Source organism: Chitinibacter sp. FCG-7, from assembly GCF_040047665.1.
GTDB classification, from domain to species: domain Bacteria; phylum Pseudomonadota; class Gammaproteobacteria; order Burkholderiales; family Chitinibacteraceae; genus Chitinibacter; species Chitinibacter mangrovi.
Genome location: NZ_CP157355.1, coordinates 3,018,097 through 3,036,654, shown reverse-complemented (window position 1 = coordinate 3,036,654; position 18,558 = coordinate 3,018,097). Strand labels below are relative to the sequence as shown.

Annotated in this window: 20 protein-coding genes; 7 read left to right on the top strand and 13 right to left on the bottom strand. The window is 51.3% G+C overall.

All coding sequences use genetic code 11. The features are described 5' to 3' along the window. Positions 1-62: 62 nt before the first annotated feature. On the top strand, positions 63-692 hold the full coding sequence (gene lolA, locus ABHF33_RS14345; RefSeq protein ID WP_348944583.1) for an outer membrane lipoprotein chaperone LolA: 630 nt from the start codon (positions 63-65) through the stop codon (positions 690-692). Positions 693-797: 105 nt separating this feature from the next. Continuing rightward, the gene (locus tag ABHF33_RS14340) at positions 798-2,108 is read left to right on the top strand and encodes a replication-associated recombination protein A (RefSeq protein ID WP_348944582.1); all 1,311 of its coding nucleotides are present in this window, start codon (positions 798-800) and stop codon (positions 2,106-2,108) included. 48 nt (positions 2,109-2,156) lie between these two features. Here ABHF33_RS14340 and thiD read toward each other — a convergent pair whose 3' ends face one another. Genes thiD through thiM form a run of 3 tightly spaced genes read right to left on the bottom strand, consistent with a single transcriptional unit; the run spans position 2,157 to position 4,507 of the window. Then, positions 2,157-2,975 carry a bifunctional hydroxymethylpyrimidine kinase/phosphomethylpyrimidine kinase gene (thiD, locus tag ABHF33_RS14335; RefSeq protein WP_348944581.1) on the bottom strand — a complete coding sequence of 273 codons (819 nt, stop codon included), beginning with the start codon at positions 2,973-2,975 and terminating at the stop codon, positions 2,157-2,159. 36 nt (positions 2,976-3,011) lie between these two features. Then, on the bottom strand, positions 3,012-3,674 hold the full coding sequence (thiE, locus tag ABHF33_RS14330) for a thiamine phosphate synthase (protein WP_348944580.1): 663 nt from the start codon (positions 3,672-3,674) through the stop codon (positions 3,012-3,014). Between the two features lie 8 nt (positions 3,675-3,682). Next, positions 3,683-4,507: a hydroxyethylthiazole kinase gene (gene thiM, locus ABHF33_RS14325; protein ID WP_348944579.1), complete on the bottom strand. Its 825-nt coding sequence runs from the start codon at positions 4,505-4,507 to the stop codon at positions 3,683-3,685. A gap of 275 nt (positions 4,508-4,782) precedes the next feature. On the opposite strand from thiM, the gene ABHF33_RS14320 reads away from it, so the two are divergent. Beyond that, complete coding sequence (locus ABHF33_RS14320; RefSeq protein ID WP_348944578.1) at positions 4,783-5,742, top strand: dihydroorotate oxidase; 960 nt, start codon at positions 4,783-4,785, stop codon at positions 5,740-5,742. A 57-nt stretch (positions 5,743-5,799) separates the two neighbouring features. Here the strand turns inward: ABHF33_RS14320 and ABHF33_RS14315 are convergent, their stop codons facing one another. Continuing rightward, positions 5,800-6,432, bottom strand: a complete 633-nt coding sequence (locus tag ABHF33_RS14315; RefSeq protein WP_348944577.1) for a DNA-3-methyladenine glycosylase family protein — start codon at positions 6,430-6,432, stop codon at positions 5,800-5,802. Between the two features lie 14 nt (positions 6,433-6,446). Continuing rightward, a complete protein-coding gene (gene pmbA, locus ABHF33_RS14310) occupies positions 6,447-7,778 on the bottom strand; it encodes a metalloprotease PmbA (protein ID WP_348944576.1) in 1,332 nt (443 codons plus the stop codon). Positions 7,779-7,908: 130 nt separating this feature from the next. Between pmbA and yjgA the strand changes: the two genes are divergently transcribed. Genes yjgA through ABHF33_RS14290 form a run of 4 tightly spaced genes read left to right on the top strand, consistent with a single transcriptional unit; the run spans position 7,909 to position 10,399 of the window. Further along, a complete protein-coding gene (yjgA, locus tag ABHF33_RS14305) occupies positions 7,909-8,472 on the top strand; it encodes a ribosome biogenesis factor YjgA (RefSeq protein ID WP_348944575.1) in 564 nt (187 codons plus the stop codon). Next, a complete protein-coding gene (locus ABHF33_RS14300; protein ID WP_348944574.1) occupies positions 8,469-9,122 on the top strand; it encodes an HAD-IA family hydrolase in 654 nt (217 codons plus the stop codon). Before yjgA ends, ABHF33_RS14300 begins: the two co-directional genes overlap by 4 nt. Beyond that, positions 9,115-9,702: a molybdopterin adenylyltransferase gene (mog, locus tag ABHF33_RS14295; protein WP_348944573.1), complete on the top strand. Its 588-nt coding sequence runs from the start codon at positions 9,115-9,117 to the stop codon at positions 9,700-9,702. The genes ABHF33_RS14300 and mog overlap by 8 nt, the downstream gene beginning before the upstream one ends. Before the next feature lie 25 nt (positions 9,703-9,727). Then, entirely contained in the window at positions 9,728-10,399 is a 672-nt protein-coding gene (locus ABHF33_RS14290) for an alpha/beta hydrolase (RefSeq protein ID WP_348944572.1), read from the top strand. Between the two features lie 72 nt (positions 10,400-10,471). Here ABHF33_RS14290 and ABHF33_RS14285 read toward each other — a convergent pair whose 3' ends face one another. From ABHF33_RS14285 to lepA, 8 genes are all read right to left on the bottom strand, one after another. Then, positions 10,472-12,184 carry a hypothetical protein gene (locus tag ABHF33_RS14285; RefSeq protein WP_348944571.1) on the bottom strand — a complete coding sequence of 571 codons (1,713 nt, stop codon included), beginning with the start codon at positions 12,182-12,184 and terminating at the stop codon, positions 10,472-10,474. 38 nt (positions 12,185-12,222) lie between these two features. Further along, entirely contained in the window at positions 12,223-12,585 is a 363-nt protein-coding gene (locus ABHF33_RS14280) for an STAS/SEC14 domain-containing protein (RefSeq protein ID WP_348944570.1), read from the bottom strand. 277 nt (positions 12,586-12,862) lie between these two features. Continuing rightward, positions 12,863-13,594, bottom strand: coding sequence for a DNA repair protein RecO (gene recO / locus ABHF33_RS14275; protein WP_348944569.1), 732 nt, complete (start codon positions 13,592-13,594; stop codon positions 12,863-12,865). A 6-nt stretch (positions 13,595-13,600) separates the two neighbouring features. Next, on the bottom strand, positions 13,601-14,530 hold the full coding sequence (gene era / locus ABHF33_RS14270) for a GTPase Era (protein WP_348944568.1): 930 nt from the start codon (positions 14,528-14,530) through the stop codon (positions 13,601-13,603). Then, complete coding sequence (rnc, locus tag ABHF33_RS14265; protein ID WP_348944567.1) at positions 14,527-15,237, bottom strand: ribonuclease III; 711 nt, start codon at positions 15,235-15,237, stop codon at positions 14,527-14,529. The genes era and rnc overlap by 4 nt, the downstream gene beginning before the upstream one ends. Positions 15,238-15,342: 105 nt before the next feature. Beyond that, on the bottom strand, positions 15,343-15,708 hold the full coding sequence (locus ABHF33_RS14260) for a DUF4845 domain-containing protein (protein ID WP_348944566.1): 366 nt from the start codon (positions 15,706-15,708) through the stop codon (positions 15,343-15,345). A gap of 25 nt (positions 15,709-15,733) precedes the next feature. After that, the gene (lepB, locus tag ABHF33_RS14255; protein ID WP_348944565.1) at positions 15,734-16,693 is read right to left on the bottom strand and encodes a signal peptidase I; all 960 of its coding nucleotides are present in this window, start codon (positions 16,691-16,693) and stop codon (positions 15,734-15,736) included. 18 nt (positions 16,694-16,711) lie between these two features. Further along, positions 16,712-18,505 (bottom strand): translation elongation factor 4, encoded by a 1,794-nt coding sequence (lepA, locus tag ABHF33_RS14250; RefSeq protein WP_348944564.1) that lies wholly within the window; start codon positions 18,503-18,505, stop codon positions 16,712-16,714. Positions 18,506-18,558: the final 53 nt, after the last annotated feature.

The following is an 18,558-nucleotide window of genomic DNA, read 5'->3' as shown; positions in this document are numbered from 1 at the left end:
CCGCTTGCGGGGCTTTTTTCATGCTAGCCTCCAAGACATTCAGACGATCAGCGATACAGCCAATGCTTAAACTCAAGACCCACAAGATTGTGTTCGCTTTTGCCAGTGCAGGATTGGTGCAATTTGCTGTTGCCAGCAATGCGGCCATCAACGAGCTGCAGTTTTTTTTGGGCAACACCAAAAGTCTCAGCGCCAACTTCAATCAGTCAGTCCGCCAAAAATCGGGCAAAGTTGAAAACTCCCGTGGCCAATTTTTTCTGCTGCGCCCTGGTAAGTTCAAATGGACTTACGCACAGCCCTACAATCAGGAAATCATCAGCAATGGTCAGCAAGTCTGGCTTTATGATCTCGATCTGGCGCAAGTAACCATCAAACCGGCCAGCAAAGCACTCGATGCCAGCCCGGCAGCCATCCTGACCGGCAACAATAACCTGAGTCAGAGCTTTAACCTACAAACCTTGCCGAGCAAAAATGGCATAAGCTGGGTTGCTCTCACCCCAAAAAACAAAGATGCCAGCTTTGCACAAATCCGGATAGGGCTACTCAAAGGACAACTGGACCGGATGGAGCTGGACGATCAATTCAATCAGACGACTAGTATTCAATTCAGTAAAATGCAGCAAAATCAGCCCATGTCAGCCCAGGCTTTCAACTTCACCCCACCACAGGGCGTTGACGTTATCCGTGAATGATATTTTCTCTGGATCTCATCGGTCTTCGCAACAAAAACCAAATTATTGGCCTACAAGACATCAGGCAATTTCTTGCTCTTTCCAGCGGTTCAATTGGGGTGAAGTATGGATGATTTGTTCGAACAACAGCCAGTTGCGCCACTAGCTGAAGCACTCAGACCAAAAACCTTAGATGAGGTTATCGGCCAATCACACCTTCTACATGAAGGTAAACCATTAAGGTTAGCTTTTCAGTCAGGCAAACCCCATTCCATGATTTTCTGGGGCCCGCCAGGCGTTGGGAAAACCACTTTGGCACGATTAACTGCCAACTACTTTAACTGTGAATTCATTGCATTGTCTGCGGTCTTCTCTGGCGTAAAAGACATCAGAGCGGCAATGGAGCAAGCCCGGCACAACCTGGATAGAGATCGCAAGACAATTCTCTTTGTCGATGAAATTCACAGATTCAATAAGTCTCAGCAGGATGCTCTGCTCCCCTATGCAGAAAGTGGTTTGGTCACTTTCATAGGAGCTACGACTGAAAACCCCTCTTTTGAAGTAAATTCCGCTTTGCTGTCCAGAGCTCAAGTTTATGTGCTGAAGTCTTTATCAGAAGATGAGTTAAGACTGCTGTTAAAAAGAGTTCAAGAACAGGCTCTGGGGCACTTGAAGTTTGAAGAGCGGGCTGTAAACACCATTATTGGATATGCCGATGGTGATGCCAGAAGATTTCTGAACCTGCTGGAGCAATGCGCAACGGCAGCAAACGCTACCGGCATAGAAGTGATTGATGCAGAGTTTATTGGAAACGCATTGAGCCTGAATTCAAGGCGATTTGACAAGGGCGGGGACAATTTCTATGACCAAATTTCAGCCCTTCATAAATCAGTCAGAGGCTCCAATCCTGACGCGGCTTTATATTGGCTAACTAGAATGTTAGATGGCGGTGCCGATCCACAGTATCTATCCCGAAGAATCATCAGGATGGCTTGGGAGGATATAGGCTTAGCTGACCCGAGAGCCATGCAGATCGCCAATGATGCCGCCACAACTTTTGAGCGACTGGGAAGTCCAGAGGGTGAATTGGCACTGGGGCAAGCGGTGATTTATTTGGCGATTGCCGCCAAGAGCAATGCAGGCTACATGGCCTACAAGCAGGCAAGTGCGTTTGTCAAACAAGATAAGAGTCGAGAAGTGCCTGTTCATCTTCGGAATGCGCCAACAAAATTAATGAAGGAGCTGGGGTATGGGCATGACTACAGGTATGCTCACAATGAACCCAATGCCTATGCAGCAGGTGAAACTTACTTTCCAGATGGCATAGCAGAACCTGGTTGGTACCAGCCAGTGCCTAGGGGTCTAGAAATCAAGATTGCCGAGAAGATGAGCGTACTCAAGCAGTGGGATGAAGCAGCGGGTAAAAAAACAAAATAAGTCGATCTGGTTTTCTACACGCGTCTTCTCGGCTCAGAGCTGCAAAAATCACCACCATTCATGAAAATGATGCACCGGCCCGATGCCGTGGCCGACGTCCAAGCGCTCGGCATTCGCAATCGCCGTCAGCAGCCAGGCTTTGGCATCGCGCACCGTTTCAACCCAGTCGGAACGTTGGGGGCGCAAAGCGGCTAAGGCCGCAGACAAGGTGCAACCGGTGCCGTGGGTATGGCGGGTTGCGATGCGTGCGGCGGGGAAATTCACTTCGGCATCGGCGGTAATCAGCCAATCCGGGCACTGTTCGCCGCCCAAATGCCCCCCTTTCATCAGCACCGCTTGCGCACCGGCGGCGAGCAAGGCGCGGCCTTGTTCGCGCATTTGCTCTTCCGTAGTCGCTTCAGATACACCAAGCAAAGCGGCGGCCTCGGGCAAATTGGGCGTGATAATACTCGCCAGCGGCAATAATTCGTCACGCAGTGCATTGACCGCAGCGGGGTCCAGCAGGGTATGTCCGCCTTTGGCAATCATTACGGTATCTAGTACGATATACTTAGGCTGGTATTTGCGCAGACTGGCGGCCACGGCAGAAATAATGTCTGCATTGGCCAGCATGCCCATTTTGACCGCATCGACGCGAATATCGCTAAATACGGCATCGCACTGGGCGGTAATGAACTCTGGCGGCACCGGATGCACCGCGCTAACACCTTGAGTATTTTGCGCGGTCAGCGCGGTGAGCACGCTCATGCCATACGAACCTAAGGCCGAAAAGGTTTTCAAATCAGCCTGAATCCCGGCGCCACCGCCCGAGTCTGAGCCGGCAATCGTTAAGGCATGGCGAATAGTTTCGGTGTTACTTGAAGTCATCTTTGATTTCCTGAAGTTCAATTCGCAGTTAATTGATCATTGTTCGCGTGCAGCTTTTAATTCAGCGCCCAGATTGCGAGTCGCCAGCGCCACATCGGCCTGCCCGCAAATTGCCGACACCACCGCTACGCCATCGGCCCCTGCGGCTATTAGCGGCGCGATTTTGCCGCGGCCAATGCCGCCAATCGCTACTGCGGGTAGCGATCCGGTGCAGGCAAACATCGCCGCCATTTCAGCGGTGCTAATCACCGGCGAGGCGTCTTTTTTGGTACTCGTTGGATAAACCGGGCCAACGCCGATGTAATCAATGCAATTGGCAATCTCTGGCGTGAGCAGTTGCTCGACATTGGCCAGATTATTGGTCGATAAGCCCACAATTTTATTCGGGCCAATCAGCTGGCGCACCACTTGCACCGGAATATCACTTTGCCCAACGTGCACGCCATCGGCATCGACCGCCAGCGCAATATCAACGTGATCGTTGATAATCAGCGGCACATTCAATGGCGCAAGCACCGCTTTGAGTTGCTGGGCACATTGCAGCCACAGGCCTTTTTTCCAATTGGGCGCGCGCAGTTGCACCACCGTGGCGCCATTTTGCGCGGCGATTTTGGCCGTTTCCACCATGGCCGTCATGCCACCGCACAAGTCGGGATCAAGCACCAGATACAGGCTGACATCAATTTTGGCTTTGCTCACCTCAGCACTCATACGCCCACCTGCCGCAATTGATTCGGGTGAATAATATGCAGCGCATCCAAGAACGGCGCCACAAACGTCCCCGGGCCATCGGCGCATTCAACGGCGCGCTCGCCCGCCAGCGCCATCAGCGCGCAAGCCGCAGCCACGGCATCCAGCCGATTGGGCGCATCCGCCACAAAGGCCGCCACCACGGCTGACAAGGCACAACCAGTGCCAACCACCTTGGTCATCAGCGGGTGGCCTAACTCAACCGACCAGGTTTGCTCACCATCGGTGATGTAATCAATCGCGCCCGTCACCGCCACAATCGCGCCAGTGGCCTTGGCCAGCACTTGTGCTGCGCCAAGTGCCGCATTGGAGCTGGCGGTGCTATCGACGCCTTTGCCAACATGACTGTTTTGCGCCAAGCCCATGCCAGCAGCCAGCGCCATAATTTCCGAGCCATTGCCACGAATCGCCGCCGGTTTGAGTGCCAGCATCGCCTTGGCGGCCTCGGTGCGATAGCTCAACACGCCCACCGCCACCGGATCGAGCACCCAAGGCGTGCCTGCTGCATTGGCCGCGGCAATGGCCAACTTCATAGCCTCCAGGCGTTCGGCATACAGCGTACCCACATTAATCAGCAGCGCATCGGCCAAGGCGGCAAAACCGGCCACTTCCTCCTTGGCCACCACCATCGCGGGGGATGCACCAAGCGCCAGCAGGGTATTGGCTGTAAAGCATTGCACTACCTCATTGGTGAGCACATGCACCAGTGGGGTATTAGCTCGTACGCGCTGCAGCTCGTCGGCTAACAGGCTAAACGGAAATTCTGAAATCGGGGTCGTCATCAATCCATCCTCGGCAATAGCGCAGTTGGCCCGCTTAGCAACAAATAAAAATGCAAACCATCCGTAACCAATTTGCAGACAATTTACAAACGATACATCAACGCTTCGCGGCCAACTCATAGTGAATAGGCCTATTGTAACTGCTCGTACCAGCTCGGGATTGATCTGCATCCTGTCCAATTGAAGTCTTTTGCCCAATTGTTTGACCTGACTCACATTGCAGTGCGGCACGATTGCCTACAATCGACACTAATCGTGAGTTTAAGGAGAAGGTCATGGCGGACTTGACCACACAATTTCTGGAATTGCCAGTCAAAAACCCCTTGATGAATGCATCCGGGGTCTGGTGCAGCGTGGCATCGCAACTTGAAGCGCTTGCCGAATCCGCCGCAGGCGCGATGGTGAGCAAAAGCTGCACGCTGCACCCGCGTGATGGCAACCCGGAACCGCGCTATCGCGTCTTTGGGCATGGCGGGCCAAAGGAAAATAAGGTCTGCAGCATCAATTCAATGGGCTTACCCAACGAAGGGTTTGCCTATTATCTGCGCTATGCCCAGCGGCACGACCACGAAAACAAGCCCCTGTTTGTGTCGATTTCCGGCCTGACGCTGGACGACAATCTCACCATGGTCGACAGCCTGAAAGATGCCGTTACACCCGCGATTCTGGAAGTGAATTTGTCCTGCCCTAATGTGCCGGGCAAATCGCAAATTGGCTACGATTTTGACGCCATGGATACCTTGCTGGCCGAAGTGTCATCGGGCTATCAGCGGCCATTCGGCGTCAAATTGCCACCGTATTTTGATATGGCGCACTTTGACGAGGCAGCTGAAATTCTCAACCGCTATCCATTAGTGGCATTTGTCACCTGCATTAACTCGATTGGCAACGCGCTAGTGATCGATCTGGAGAGTGAAACCACGCTGATCAAACCCAAAGACGGCTTTGGCGGTTTGGGCGGCGATTATGTCTTGCCCACCGCGCTGGCCAATGTGAATGCGTTCTATCGCCGTTGCTCGGAAAAAACCATCATCGGCTGCGGCGGTGTGAAATCGGGCACCGAAGCCTTCCTGCATCTACTGGCTGGCGCGACGCTGGTGCAAATTGGCACCAGTTTGTACGAAGAAGGCCCGGGGATTTTCCCACGCGTGCTCGACGAATTGGCTGCGATTATGGACGATAAAGGCTATAAAACTATCGCTGATTTCCGTGGCAAGCTCAAAACCATTGCTTAATTCAAAAAGTGGTCTGAAGTATTAAAAAAGCCGTCATATTTATTGACGGCTTTTTATTTAATATTCAACGGGAACAGGATCAAGGCTACGCCAAAGATACCACGTCGCCACCGAGCACCATGGCTGCCACAGCTCGGCGAGCTGTTTTAGCTCGGCGCGAGGCTTACGCTCGCCATCGTGATAATGCTCGGCGATGCCGCGAATCAGGCCGATATCATCGAGCGGCAGTACATTCGGGCGCGCAAGATAAAAAATCAGGAACATCTCGGCAGTCCAGCGGCCGATGCCGCGGATTGACACCAGCTCTTTGATCACCGCTTCGTCATCCCAATCATGCCAGGCGCTGGGGTCAAGCCGGCCTTCAACATGATGGCGCGCCAAATCGCTGAGGTACTCCACTTTGCGTTGCGAAAGACCACAAGCACGCAGCTCTTCCACAGTAGCAGCCAGCACTGCATGACTCGTGACGTCACCCAGAAAGAGCGCCAGCCGATTCCAGACCGAATCGGCGGCTTTGACCGAAATTTGCTGGCCAACAACCGAGCGCGCCAGCGTATGAAACGCATCGCCGCGCGTGCGTAAGCTGACATCCGGGTATTGCGCGATCAGTTGCGCCATCACTGCATCGGCCACCGCCAATTCCTGCGTGGCCTGCGACCAGTAATCGGGTTTATCAAGTGGTGGAGTCATCGATTAAGTGCCTGTTAATCGCCAGCGACGGTCATGCGCTCGATCAAGATCGCGCCAACTTTGCGGCTGCTTGACGCGAGCGCATCATCGCCGACCGCTACAATGCGCTGGTACATCTCACGCAAATTGCCGGCGATGGTGATTTCTTCAACCGGATATTGAATCACGCCGTTTTCCACCCAGAAACCAGCCGCACCACGCGAATAGTCGCCCGTTACCATATTGATGCCGTGGCCGAGCAATTCAGTGACCAGCAAACCCGTACCCATTTTGGCCAGCAAGCTCGATGCAACATCAGTCGGCGCGACAAATAGATTATGCGGGCCGCCAGCATTACCGGTGGTATCCATCCCTAGCTTGCGTGCAGAATAGCTTCCAAGGAAATACCCCTGCTGAACACCACGATCAACCACGGTACGCGCCGACGTTGCCACGCCTTCGGCGTCAAACGCACCGCTGGCAAATCCGCGCGGCGTGAATGGATCTTCGGTAATCGTCACACACGGCGCAAACACCGGTTGACCCAAACTATCAACGAGGAAACTCGATTTGCGGTACAAGCTGCTGCCCGATACCGCGCTCACCCAATGCCCAATCAGCGAGCTGGCAACACTGGCTTCAAACAACACCGGATATTCACCGGTTTTCAGGCGGCGCGCGCCAAGGCGGCGCACGGTGCGCTCCCCCGCTTTGCGTCCCACGGCAGCAGCGGCTTCCAGATCGCTGGCGGCGCGCGCGGCGGTATACCAGTAATCACGCTGCATGCCGCTATCGTCTTCGGCGATCACCGCGGCCGATACGCTATAGCGCGTGCTGGTGCCTGCGCCGATAAAACCTTGCGAATTGCCATACACCCAGCGCGAGGCCGACGTTGATACCGTTGCGCCATCGGAATTATCAATCCGCTCATCCACGGCCAAAGCCGCCTGCTCACACTGACGCGCCAGTTCAATCGCGTTTTCCACCGACAAATCCCACGGATGATACAAATCCAGATCGGGGAACACGGTACACAGGCGTTTGGGATCAGCTTGCCCGGCAAATTCATCCGCAGCGGTGTATTTGGCAATCGCCAACGCCGCTTTCACGGTGTCAGAGAGCGCTTGCGGCGAGAAATCGCTGCTGCTAGCGTGGCCTTTTTGTTGCCCCAGATAAACGGTGACACTAACGCCTTTATCCTGGTTGTATTCAATGGTTTCGACTTCATCCAGTCGTACCGAAACGTTTTGTCCAGAGCCTTCGGAAACTTCCACATCGCAGGCGGTGGCGCCTTGCTGCTTGGCAATATCTAACACCTGACTGGCCAATTGACGCAAAGTGCTTTCGCTAAAACTGAATTCAGACACGTATTTATGTTCCGTTGGATAAATTGGAAAAGTAATTGCTTGTATTGACACGCTAATTGCAGCGGCGGGCAGCAAGCTTAAGCCCAAGTTTGTTATCATACTGCTTTTGCACCGGCGTTAGATACCCTATATGGCCAAACCACAACACGACGATGAAATTGAAGGCGTCAGTAAATCCCAATTAAAGCGCGAAGCGATTGCATTGCAGGAGCTGGGCGCTACGCTGATGACTTACAGCGCCAAACAACTGGCACCGCTCAATTTGCCCGAAAAACTCGTCGATGCCCTGAACGAAGGCCGACGGATTACCGCCAATGGCGCAACGGCTCGTCATAAACAATACATCGGTAAATTGATGCGCGATGTTGATGCTGCGCCGATTTATGCATTTTTAGATGCGCTCAATGGCGACTCGGATAAACACACCGCCTGGCTGCATCAGGTGGAACGCCTGCGCGAGAAATTATTGGTCGACAGCAAAGCGGTCGAGCAATTTATTGCGGATTTCCCCGAAGTAGATATTCAGCATTTGCGCCAGCTGATTCGCAACGCGATCAAAGAGCGCCAGGCGCAGGAAAGTGGCAAACATACGCCGCCCAAAGCGTTCCGTGAATTATTCCAATTGATCAAATCGCACATTAAAGAGCCGGCACTGCCGAGTTTGAGCGACAACACAGAGGAAGACGAAGAATGAGCATTGCCGTAAAGGGCCTGTTGTTTGACATGGATGGTACTTTGGTTGATTCACGATCATGTATCGAGCTGTTATGGCGCAACTGGGCCTTACGGCACAAACTGGACTTTGCCGACATCCAGGCCGTGATGCATGGCCGTCGTGGCATTGAAACCATCCAGATTGTGGCCCCCCATCTGGATGCGCAAAGCGAAGTTGAATTACTGCTGGCCGAAGAAGCGCTGATGCTGGAAGGCATTGTCGCAATTGCTGGCGCGCATGAATTGCTAAGTAGCCTGGCACCCCACCAATGGGCAGTGGTGACGTCAGCCCCCCGCGATCTGGCTCTGGCTAAATTGGCTTTTGCTGGCCTGCCATTGCCACAACATATTGTGGGCGCTGACGATGTCAAAGACGGCAAGCCCCACCCTGCCCCATTCCAGATGGGGGCCGCCAAGCTGGGTTTGAGCGCTGATCAATGTCTGGCGTTTGAAGACGCCAGCGCGGGCATACGCTCGGCCCATGCCGCAGGCGCAGCGGTTTGCCTAGTGACCAGCGCAGGCGGACACGATGACAGCGGTTTGGCACAGTGGCAAGTTGAGCACTATGCACAGCTCAATGTTGAAAGCAGCCCAGACTCGATCAATGTGAGCTTTAAATCCAATGAATGATGTGTTGAAAATTGGTCTGGTGTCGATTTCCGATCGCGCCAGCAGCGGTGTATACGAAGACAAAGGCATTCCAGCACTGCAAGAATGGCTAAGCCTTGCGCTAGCCAGCCCCATTGAAATCGTTAGCCGCCTGATTGCCGACGAGCAGCCAATCATTGAAGCCACGCTGATTGAATTGGTCGATGTAGAGCAATGCCATCTGGTACTCACCACCGGGGGGACGGGCCCGGCCAAGCGTGACGTCACGCCTGATGCAACCTTGGCGATTGCTGATCGCGAGATGCCCGGCTTTGGCGAGCAAATGCGCCAGATTAGCCTGCACTATGTACCGACGGCGATTTTATCGCGCCAAGTGGGTGTGATTCGCGGCAGCAGCCTGATTTTAAACCTGCCCGGCCAGCCCAAATCAATCAAAGAAACACTGGAAGGCGTGAAAGACGCGGATGGCAAAGTGCTGGTACACGGCATTTTTGCTTCGGTGCCGTATTGCATTCAGCTACTAGAAGGCCCTTACGTCGAAACGCATAATGCAGTCGTGGCGGCATTTCGCCCGAAAGCCGCAATTCGCGCCCCGCAGTAATTCGCCCAATCAATAGAGATTAAAGATGAGCAATCTACTACCTTGTGTTGAAATCGAAACTGGTGACAATCCTAGCGCTGCGGTGATCTGGCTGCATGGTTTGGGCGCCGATGGTCATGATTTTGCCCCCATCGTGCCCGAACTGGGCTTGCCTGCAGATCTGGCGGTGCGCTTTGTCTTCCCGCATGCACCGCAGATGCCGATTACGTGCAATAACGGCTATGTCATGCGCGCCTGGTACGACATCGTGCACTTTGATCAGATCAGCCGTCAGGCCGATATTGAAGGCGTAAAAACCAGTGTGCAATCTGTTCGCGATTTAATCGCTGACCAGAATGCAAAAGGTATACCCACCCACCGTATCATTCTGGCAGGCTTTTCCCAAGGCGGCGCAATTGCCTATACTGCCGGCTTAACTCACCCGGAAGCATTGGCGGGTATTGTGTGTTTATCGACCTATTTACCAGCGGAAGAGCTCATTAGCCGTGAAACTATTCATGGCAATATGAATACGCCACTGCTGGCCGCACATGGAAGCCACGATCCGGTTGTTGGAATTACATTGGGTGAAAAAGCAAAAGATTATGCTAGCCAGCTTGGCGTTAATGTGAGTTGGCAGACTTACCCCATCCAGCATTCAGTTTGCCTGCCTGAAATTCAATGGATTGGCCAATTTATCCAGAAAAATCTGGCCTGATAGTTGTATCAGCATGAGACATAAAAAACGGCGCTTAAAGCGCCGTTTTTTATGTCATGTCCGAGTCTATGTTTAGTTTTCCTGCCTTAAAACATTAACCGATACCCAAATCCAGTCAATGCCTTTTTCCAGCACGAGACCCAAACTGACAGAAAAACGCTTATCGCGCGCTCTGACCTGATAAATCTTGTCCAGCCCATAATCAGCAGAATGCATAATCAGGGTATTCACGCTTTTGCCTTCGATCTGGTGTGGCACATAGAGCGCGGTGCGCACATTGGGCAACTCCAAACCACCAGTAAAGCCCAGCTCGGTCACCGTCATGTTTTCGAGCCGGTCATTTTGCTCCGAATGCATGCCGACCATCACCGGTGTAGTCGTCAACACCTGAATGCCAGCAGAGATTTCATCATCACTAATTCTGGCGATACGGCGCAACACCCCGATTTGCCAGTTATCGCCAGCATTTAACCGCAAGCCAAGCAATAAATTGGGACGTATCCATTCATTTTCCGAAAAGCGCAGCACAGCCCCATAGCCGCCGTTGCTTTCATTATCAATGGCCCACGTATGCCAGTCATTCAGCTTTTTATTGACCACATAAGGGTTGGAAACGGTACTTTTCTGCTTGGTTCGTGATGAAACAAAACCATAGAGACGCATATCCATGATTTCATCGTAATCAATCTGATCTTTGACATCACGCCCCTGGCGCATGAATTTGTCGTTATCTTCCTTGATATACCCGCAAATGCGGTCCAGACCATAAATGACGTCAACCGCTTTAGTGACTTTGGTTCTTTCGCTACGTTTGACCTGGCTATTGCGCATGCTCATGGTCCAGAACACGTCCAGATGCTTAAGCAACTCGGTCACAGCAGGTCCACGGGCATCGGGACCAAGGTCAAGCGAGGCATAGCTTGCGCCTGTAAGCAATCGGCCAAGAATCTCCTGTACCTGATTCACAATTTCATTCAGGCTCCAGTAGCGATAGGGTTCACCCATCAAGTCAGTATTGATTTTTTGTGCGCCCTGGGACTCTTGCAAATTCACACAGAAATGATGCCTGTCGTCCATGTATTTGCGGGAAATCTGGATCAGCTTGGACCATTTCTCCAGCCACGAATCCACTAGGTCAATCTGGCGAACAGACAGATTGTTATTCGCCAGCGTATTGAGCATCAGCATCTGGATATATTCATCGGCGCAGGATGAAATCTCGGTTGATGCCTGGGGATAAATCGAGAATGGATTGCTATCAAAGCCACCGATTTCAGATAAACGATACAGCTGATGCGCGACTGTCCAGATTTTTGGCGGGACTTTTTCAAAACGGAAGTAATGCCATTTGGCTTGAATAGCCAAATAACGCAAGCTGCGCGCCAAAACCATCGGCATCAACGGAGCGAACTGCTTTTGCAGGGCTTCATTCGACTCTGCCTGCACAAAACGCTGGTAAGCGTCGACCATATCGTGTGCGTAGGCAACGATGTCCTTCCAGAGCTTTTGCTCTATCTCTTTGGACATGCGCGGATTGGACACGTATTGGTAACACACCGCATCAAATGCTTCTTGGACATGCTCATCAATCAGCATTAGCGCTTGCAGGCTCTCGAATGATGCATTCTGGTTGCCCGCAATGAAATCAGTCACGATTCCGTGCACTTTGGCACTACGCGTTGCCGGGTCAGCCAGATCAAGATTTTTACACCATTGGGTTGCCGCTTTCAGGCTGGCCAAAGGCGATTTATCTTTTGAAAATAGAGCAGAGAAACGATCAAGCATGCGCAGTCCAGCCTAGTGTGAATAAGCAATTCATTCGATTATGTAGGTACAACTTCGGTTTCTGCAAACCACAGTAACGCATCGGCCACCGATTCAAAAACCATGATATTTGCATCGGCAATCGCCCGGTTGATCCAGACCGACCAGACTACCCACTGATCATCGCTGACAACCGCCACCTGAGCAAAGTCCTGCTTGTGTTTGCGGGTAAAATCTATTTCTTCCAAGGCCATGTCGAGGGTGTAACCCGTCATCTCGCTTAGATCAAACAGCAGTCGGGTCGGGCCATGAAAGCTGATGTCGTACAATACGTTATCTTCGAACTCTTTGTAATCTTGCAAAGTAAATTGCCCAAAGATCACAACATGAATATAGCCCGTTTCGTGCGAAATACTGATCATATGCCACCCCCGAATTATGCCAAGGAGAAATATCCGCAGCCTGCTTTTAAGATAGCGCCAAATCGGCGGGCTGCATAAGCTTTTATTGCCTTACCTAAGCATCATGTAATAATGCCAGCGATGTACTGAGGGTTGAGATTGTATCAACTCAAGGCCAAACAAGTGCAATACGATTGAAACAAATAAAACGATAGATAAAGCATATTCAACGACTTTACATACTCAGCCAGAGTATCCATCGGCAGACCAACACAGAGAATGCTTACAGCAACATACCCTATATACGCTGCAAATCGAGCAATAACTGCCGGGTATATAACACTCGATCTCCTAACAACAAGGCCAGAGATTGACGCATCCAGGTTTTAGCCCACGGCCACAAAGCCTCATCACGCATATCATTGCCAGCAAACTGCAAAATCAGATGCCCACTGCAAGCATCAATTGCCTCGCTAGGTACAAAACCATGTTGAGCGACAAACTGGTAGCGCAGCATGGGATTAATCGCGGCCAAACCACCGGCTTCAGATTGCCAATCCAGGCCCAGCCCCAGCTCCAGCAGCAGGGCTTTTTCAAACAGGCGCAAAATGGGTTCAACCTCGCGTGCATCGGCTGAACACAGTGCCAACGCTTTCATGGCATCAAAATAGGCGACAAACAGATCAGGGTGTGGCTCGTCCTTGATCAACAGGTTTTGCAATAGCTCATTAATATAAAAGGCACACAATAATGGCAAGCCGCTGAGTTGTGGCAGACCGGGTTGCCAGTTGGCTGCATGCAGCGTTTTGACCTCACCCGCTCCAAACCATGAAAGCAGTAAGGGCTGAAAGCTGAGCAAGACACTGCGAACCTGAGAGCCTGGGCGCTGCACGCCGCGCGCATAAATCGTTTGCCGACCATAATCTCGGGTAAATACATCGAGCAAGCGACTGGTTTCACGGTAAGCATACTGGTGCAGCACAAAGGCCGGATGATCGTTGATCCGATTTTTTGCTGCACCGCGCGCCATAAGTAATTACTCGTAGCCAAACTGGCGAATCAGACGCGTGTCATCCGCCCAGCCGCTTTTCACTTTGACAAAGACTTCAAGAAACACTTTGGCATCAAACATGGTTTCCATGTCCAGCCGGGCATCCGTCGCGATTTTTTTCAGCTTTTCGCCTTTTTTACCGATCAAAATGGCTTTCTGATTTTCGCGCTCGACCAGAATCGCAGCATAAATCCGGCGCAATTCCTTGCCATTGGCCATCGTTTCTTCTTCGAATTTTTCGATTTCAACGGCCATCACATAGGGCAATTCTTCGCCCATCATGCGGAAAATTTTCTCGCGAATGATTTCGGAAGCCAAGAACCGCTCATTGCGATCAGTCAAATGATCCGGCGCAAATAGTGGCACTGATTCAGGCAGCAGTGGCTCAACCGCTTCAAGCAGCACGTCGAGTTTTTGTGATTTTTGCGCCGAAATCGGCACAATCGCGGCGAAATTGAATTGGCCTGATACTTTCTCAATAAAAGGCAACATCGTGCCGACATTATCGAGCAAATCGACTTTATTAATGACCAGAATCACTGGCCGATCACGCGGCAGCAGTTTCAGCACTGCTTCGTCAGCCGGGCCAAAGCGTCCGGCTTCAACGACAAACAAAATTGCATCAACATCAGCCAGTGTCGTCGTTACACTACGGTTCATCGCCTGATTAAGCGCATTGCGGTATTTGGTTTGAAAACCCGGCGTATCGACAAAGACAAACTGTGCGGTATCCGAAGTGAGGACACCGGTAATGCGGTGACGCGTGGTTTGCGCTTTGCGCGAAGTAATACTCAGCTTTTGACCAATCAGATGATTCATCATCGTGGACTTACCAACATTGGGTTGGCCTACAATCGCAACAAAACCACAGCGATAGCCATCTGCACTCGGTGCATTCAAGAGTTCTTCATTCATTTTCTGACTACCTTTTTGCCGGGGTGTTGAAGGCGTAATTGATGCAATAAGCGACCTGCAGCTTCCTGTTCAGCTGCGCGGCGGCTTGTACCCTCTGCTTTGGTTGCGACTTTAAGCTCAACACAGGTGCATGAAACTTCAAAAATCTGGTCTGGTGATTCACCGATCTGGCGCAAAACTTCGTACTGCGGCAGGGCCAGTTTGCGAGCCTGTAGCCACTCCTGCAAGGAGGTCTTGGCATCTTTCATGGCATCCAGCGGATTGACTTCGGCAATTCTGGCCGCAAACAGTTTTTCAACCACTTTGGCTGCCTCGTCAAACCCGCCATCCAGCCAGATGGCGCCTAAAACCGCCTCTAGCGCATCAGCCAAAATACTGGGGCGGCGATGCCCACCGCTTTTTAGCTCACCTTCACCCAAGGCCAAGTAGTCGCCTAGCTGCAATTCGGTAGCAATCACAGCCAACGAGTCCTGGCGAACAAAATGTGCGCGCAAACGGGACAAGTCGCCCTCGCTAAATTGCGGAAAGACTTGATAGAGCCGCCGCGCCACGAGTGCATTCAAAATTCCATCACCGACAAATTCCAATCGCTCATTATGCGTTGAAGAAAAAGAGCGATGGGTTAATGCCTGCTTTAAAAGCTTGGGCTCAGAAAAAATATAACCGAGCGCCTTTTGCAAGCGCTCGGCAGGTAACACTACTGACAAAATAAATTCCTAATTCAAAAAGTAATGCACAATAAGTAGCTGAACAACAATTTCTCCAGGAAGCGATACAGTATTTCACTACGCCACCAGCATCTTACTACTTCATTAATTTGATGCCCCTGAGCTACTTTCGACTTCAAATTGCAGTAGGAAACTAATATTACCAACTAGCGGGACAACTTTTTCATAGTCAACGCGTACTGTAGTAATACCGCCAGCTTGACTAACCAAAAGGTCTTGTGGCGTAACCGATTTGATGTCACTAATGATGGCATGCTTAGAATATGACTCGCGAATCACTGCTGGGGTTGCACCGCTATTTTGATTGACCACAGTGGCAACAGCCTGCTTGATACTAAAATATTCAATGTATGCAGGAAGCACTGTCAGTGCGGTAATTGCAGTAAGACCCACCAATATCGCCACAATGATAAAACCAAAAAATGACATTCCGGCTTGTTTTTTCATCATTCACCCCTGTAGATAGTTTGTGTGTTTATTTGATTGCCGAACCAATCCGGTCAAGATATTTGAAGTTCATCCAGATCAAGAATGCTTTACCAACGACATATTTATCGTCAACAAAACCCCAGTAGCGACTATCGGCACTGTGATCACGATTGTCGCCCATTGCAAAATACTGGTTTGCCGGTACTTTGCAGATAAAGCCAGTATCATCATAGCGACAATTTTCACGGCCAGGAAAGTCTGCCACTTCGGAAAGACTAAGAGTTGGTGTATCGGCCATATTGAGTGTCTTAAACTGATGCTCGCCCATCTTTTCAATAAATTGCTGATTGCGAACTTCATAAACCCCTTGCTCGATATAGCTGTGCTCGCCATCAGGCTGGGTGTTGACTGGCTGGCCATTGACACTCAGCTTTTTATTGCGGTATTCAACTGTATCACCCGGCAAGGCAACAACACGTTTGATGTAGTTGATTGCAGGATTTACCGGGTAATTAAATACCATGACATCGCCATGCTTTGGTGCACCAACGGGTATCACGACCGAATTGCTCACTGGCAAGCGCAAGCCATAAGCAAATTTATTGACCAGAATAAAATCACCGACGATCAAGCCAGGGCGCATTGAAGACGACGGAATCTGAAAAGGTTCGATCAAAAAAGAACGCAAGACAAAGACAATCAGAATCACAGGAAAAAAACCGCGGCCATACTCAACCCAGTCAGCCACTGGATTCTGTCCGCGTTTCTTTTGCCACATGAATTTGTCGAGCGCCCAGATAATCCCGGTAATCACGACAAAGAGCAGCATCGCCGTACTGATGGACAAAAATTGCACCATCAGAATAAAGATCGCGACAACGACAGACAGATAGCCATATTGAACCAATTGCGGCGGCTCTGTCCCTTTGCGTTCATGCTTGGCACCTGCGCCAATCAGCACCGGGCCCAGGATAAGTAACACAACGCCAATCAACAACCAGTTCATGCTGTTTCCCTAATGTGCTTATTTGTCTGACACTTGCAAAATGGCGAGGAAAGCTTCTTGTGGAATCTCGACATTACCCACTTGCTTCATGCGCTTTTTACCGGCTTTCTGTTTGTCCAGCAGTTTGCGTTTACGCGAAACGTCACCACCATAACATTTGGCCAAAACGTCTTTACGTACCGCTTTAACGGTCTCACGTGCCACGATTTGACTACCAATCGCCGCTTGCACGGCAATATCAAACATCTGGCGTGGAATCAGCTCGCGCATTTTAGCCACTAGCTCCCGACCACGATATTGACTCATTGAACGGTGAACAATCAAGCTCAAGGCATCAACGCGTTCGCTATTAACCAGTACATCCAGTTTGACCAGATCGCCAACACGGAATTCTTTGAAATCGTAATCAAGCGAAGCATAGCCGCGCGAAACCGATTTCAATTTATCGAAGAAATCCATCACCACTTCAGCCATCGGCAGATCATAAGTCAGCATCACCTGACGACCTAGATACTGCATATTCACTTGCTGGCCGCGTTTTTGATTACACAGCGTCATCACCGGGCCGACATAATCTTGCGGCACCAGAATCGTCGCCGTGATAATCGGCTCGCGCACTTCATCGTATTTGCTTGGATCGGGCAGTTTGGACGGGTTTTCAATCTGGACTGTTTCACCACCACGCAGCACCAGCTCGTATTTCACCGTCGGCGCCGTCGTGATCAGATCCATATCAAATTCACGCTCGAGACGTTCCTGCACGATCTCCAGATGCAAGAGGCCCAAGAAACCACAACGGAAACCAAAGCCCAGCGCACTTGAGACTTCCGGCTCGTAATTGAGCGAGGCGTCGTTCAGCTGCAGCTTTTCCAGGCTATCGCGCAGTTTTTCGTAATCGTGGCTTTCAACCGGATACAGACCAGCAAAGACCTGCGATTTAACGTCTTTAAAACCAGGCAATGGCTCGGCCGCTGGTGTTTTCACCGTCGTGATCGTATCGCCGACTTTGGCGCTGGCCAGCTCTTTAATACCGGCAATCACAAAGCCTACTTCGCCCGCTTTCAATTCGGTTCGCTGTACCGATTTAGGCGTGAACACACCAACCTGTTCGCACAAATGCTGGGCTTTGGACGACATGAACAGCACTTTGTCTTTCGGGCGCAGCACGCCATCAACGACGCGCACCAGCATGATCACGCCGACGTAATTATCAAACCATGAGTCGATAATCAGCGCTTTCAGTGGTGCGTCTATATCGCCTTTTGGGGGGGGTATCTTGTTGACAACCTCTTCCAGAATGTCTTCTATGCCTATACCCGACTTGGCAGAAGCATGAACCGCACCGCCCGCTTCAATGCCGATAATGTCTTCGATTTCCTGCGCGACCCGGTCCGGGTCGGCTGCTGGCAAGTCGATTTTATTGAGCACCGGGCGAACTTCAACACCCTGTTCGATCGCCGTGTAGCAGTTCGCCACGGTCTGCGCTTCTACGCCTTGTGACGCATCAACGACGAGCAACGCACCTTCGCATGCAGCCAGCGAGCGGCTCACTTCATAGCTGAAGTCAACGTGTCCTGGCGTGTCGATCAGATTCAGATTGTAAGTCTTGCCATCACGCGCTTTGTATTGCAGCGCGGCAGTCTGAGCTTTAATCGTGATGCCGCGTTCTTTTTCAATATCCATCGAGTCGAGCACCTGCTCGCTCATTTCACGCATTTCCAAGCCGCCACAAAACTGGATAAACCGATCCGCCAGCGTACTTTTACCGTGGTCGATGTGGGCAATAATTGAGAAATTACGAATATGATCCATGTGTCCAGCCAAGTCTTGTCAAGGGCAACTCAAGATAAAAAAGGGGCACGCCA

What these genes read in the sequence shown, in the direction of transcription:
- lepA (WP_348944564.1), bottom strand. Translation starts at nt 18,505, where the DNA reads ATGGATCATATTCGTAATTTCTCAATTATTGCCCACATCGACCACGGT.
- yjgA (WP_348944575.1), top strand. Translation starts at nt 7,909, where the DNA reads ATGGCCAAACCACAACACGACGATGAAATTGAAGGCGTCAGTAAATCC.
- ABHF33_RS14300 (WP_348944574.1), top strand. Translation starts at nt 8,469, where the DNA reads ATGAGCATTGCCGTAAAGGGCCTGTTGTTTGACATGGATGGTACTTTG.
- thiM (WP_348944579.1), bottom strand. Translation starts at nt 4,507, where the DNA reads ATGACGACCCCGATTTCAGAATTTCCGTTTAGCCTGTTAGCCGACGAG.
- ABHF33_RS14315 (WP_348944577.1), bottom strand. Translation starts at nt 6,432, where the DNA reads ATGACTCCACCACTTGATAAACCCGATTACTGGTCGCAGGCCACGCAG.
- ABHF33_RS14260 (WP_348944566.1), bottom strand. Translation starts at nt 15,708, where the DNA reads ATGATGAAAAAACAAGCCGGAATGTCATTTTTTGGTTTTATCATTGTG.
- era (WP_348944568.1), bottom strand. Translation starts at nt 14,530, where the DNA reads ATGAATGAAGAACTCTTGAATGCACCGAGTGCAGATGGCTATCGCTGT.
- ABHF33_RS14280 (WP_348944570.1), bottom strand. Translation starts at nt 12,585, where the DNA reads ATGATCAGTATTTCGCACGAAACGGGCTATATTCATGTTGTGATCTTT.
- ABHF33_RS14290 (WP_348944572.1), top strand. Translation starts at nt 9,728, where the DNA reads ATGAGCAATCTACTACCTTGTGTTGAAATCGAAACTGGTGACAATCCT.
- lepB (WP_348944565.1), bottom strand. Translation starts at nt 16,693, where the DNA reads ATGAACTGGTTGTTGATTGGCGTTGTGTTACTTATCCTGGGCCCGGTG.
- thiD (WP_348944581.1), bottom strand. Translation starts at nt 2,975, where the DNA reads ATGACTTCAAGTAACACCGAAACTATTCGCCATGCCTTAACGATTGCC.
- recO (WP_348944569.1), bottom strand. Translation starts at nt 13,594, where the DNA reads ATGGCGCGCGGTGCAGCAAAAAATCGGATCAACGATCATCCGGCCTTT.
- ABHF33_RS14340 (WP_348944582.1), top strand. Translation starts at nt 798, where the DNA reads ATGGATGATTTGTTCGAACAACAGCCAGTTGCGCCACTAGCTGAAGCA.
- lolA (WP_348944583.1), top strand. Translation starts at nt 63, where the DNA reads ATGCTTAAACTCAAGACCCACAAGATTGTGTTCGCTTTTGCCAGTGCA.
- ABHF33_RS14320 (WP_348944578.1), top strand. Translation starts at nt 4,783, where the DNA reads ATGGCGGACTTGACCACACAATTTCTGGAATTGCCAGTCAAAAACCCC.
- ABHF33_RS14285 (WP_348944571.1), bottom strand. Translation starts at nt 12,184, where the DNA reads ATGCTTGATCGTTTCTCTGCTCTATTTTCAAAAGATAAATCGCCTTTG.
- mog (WP_348944573.1), top strand. Translation starts at nt 9,115, where the DNA reads ATGAATGATGTGTTGAAAATTGGTCTGGTGTCGATTTCCGATCGCGCC.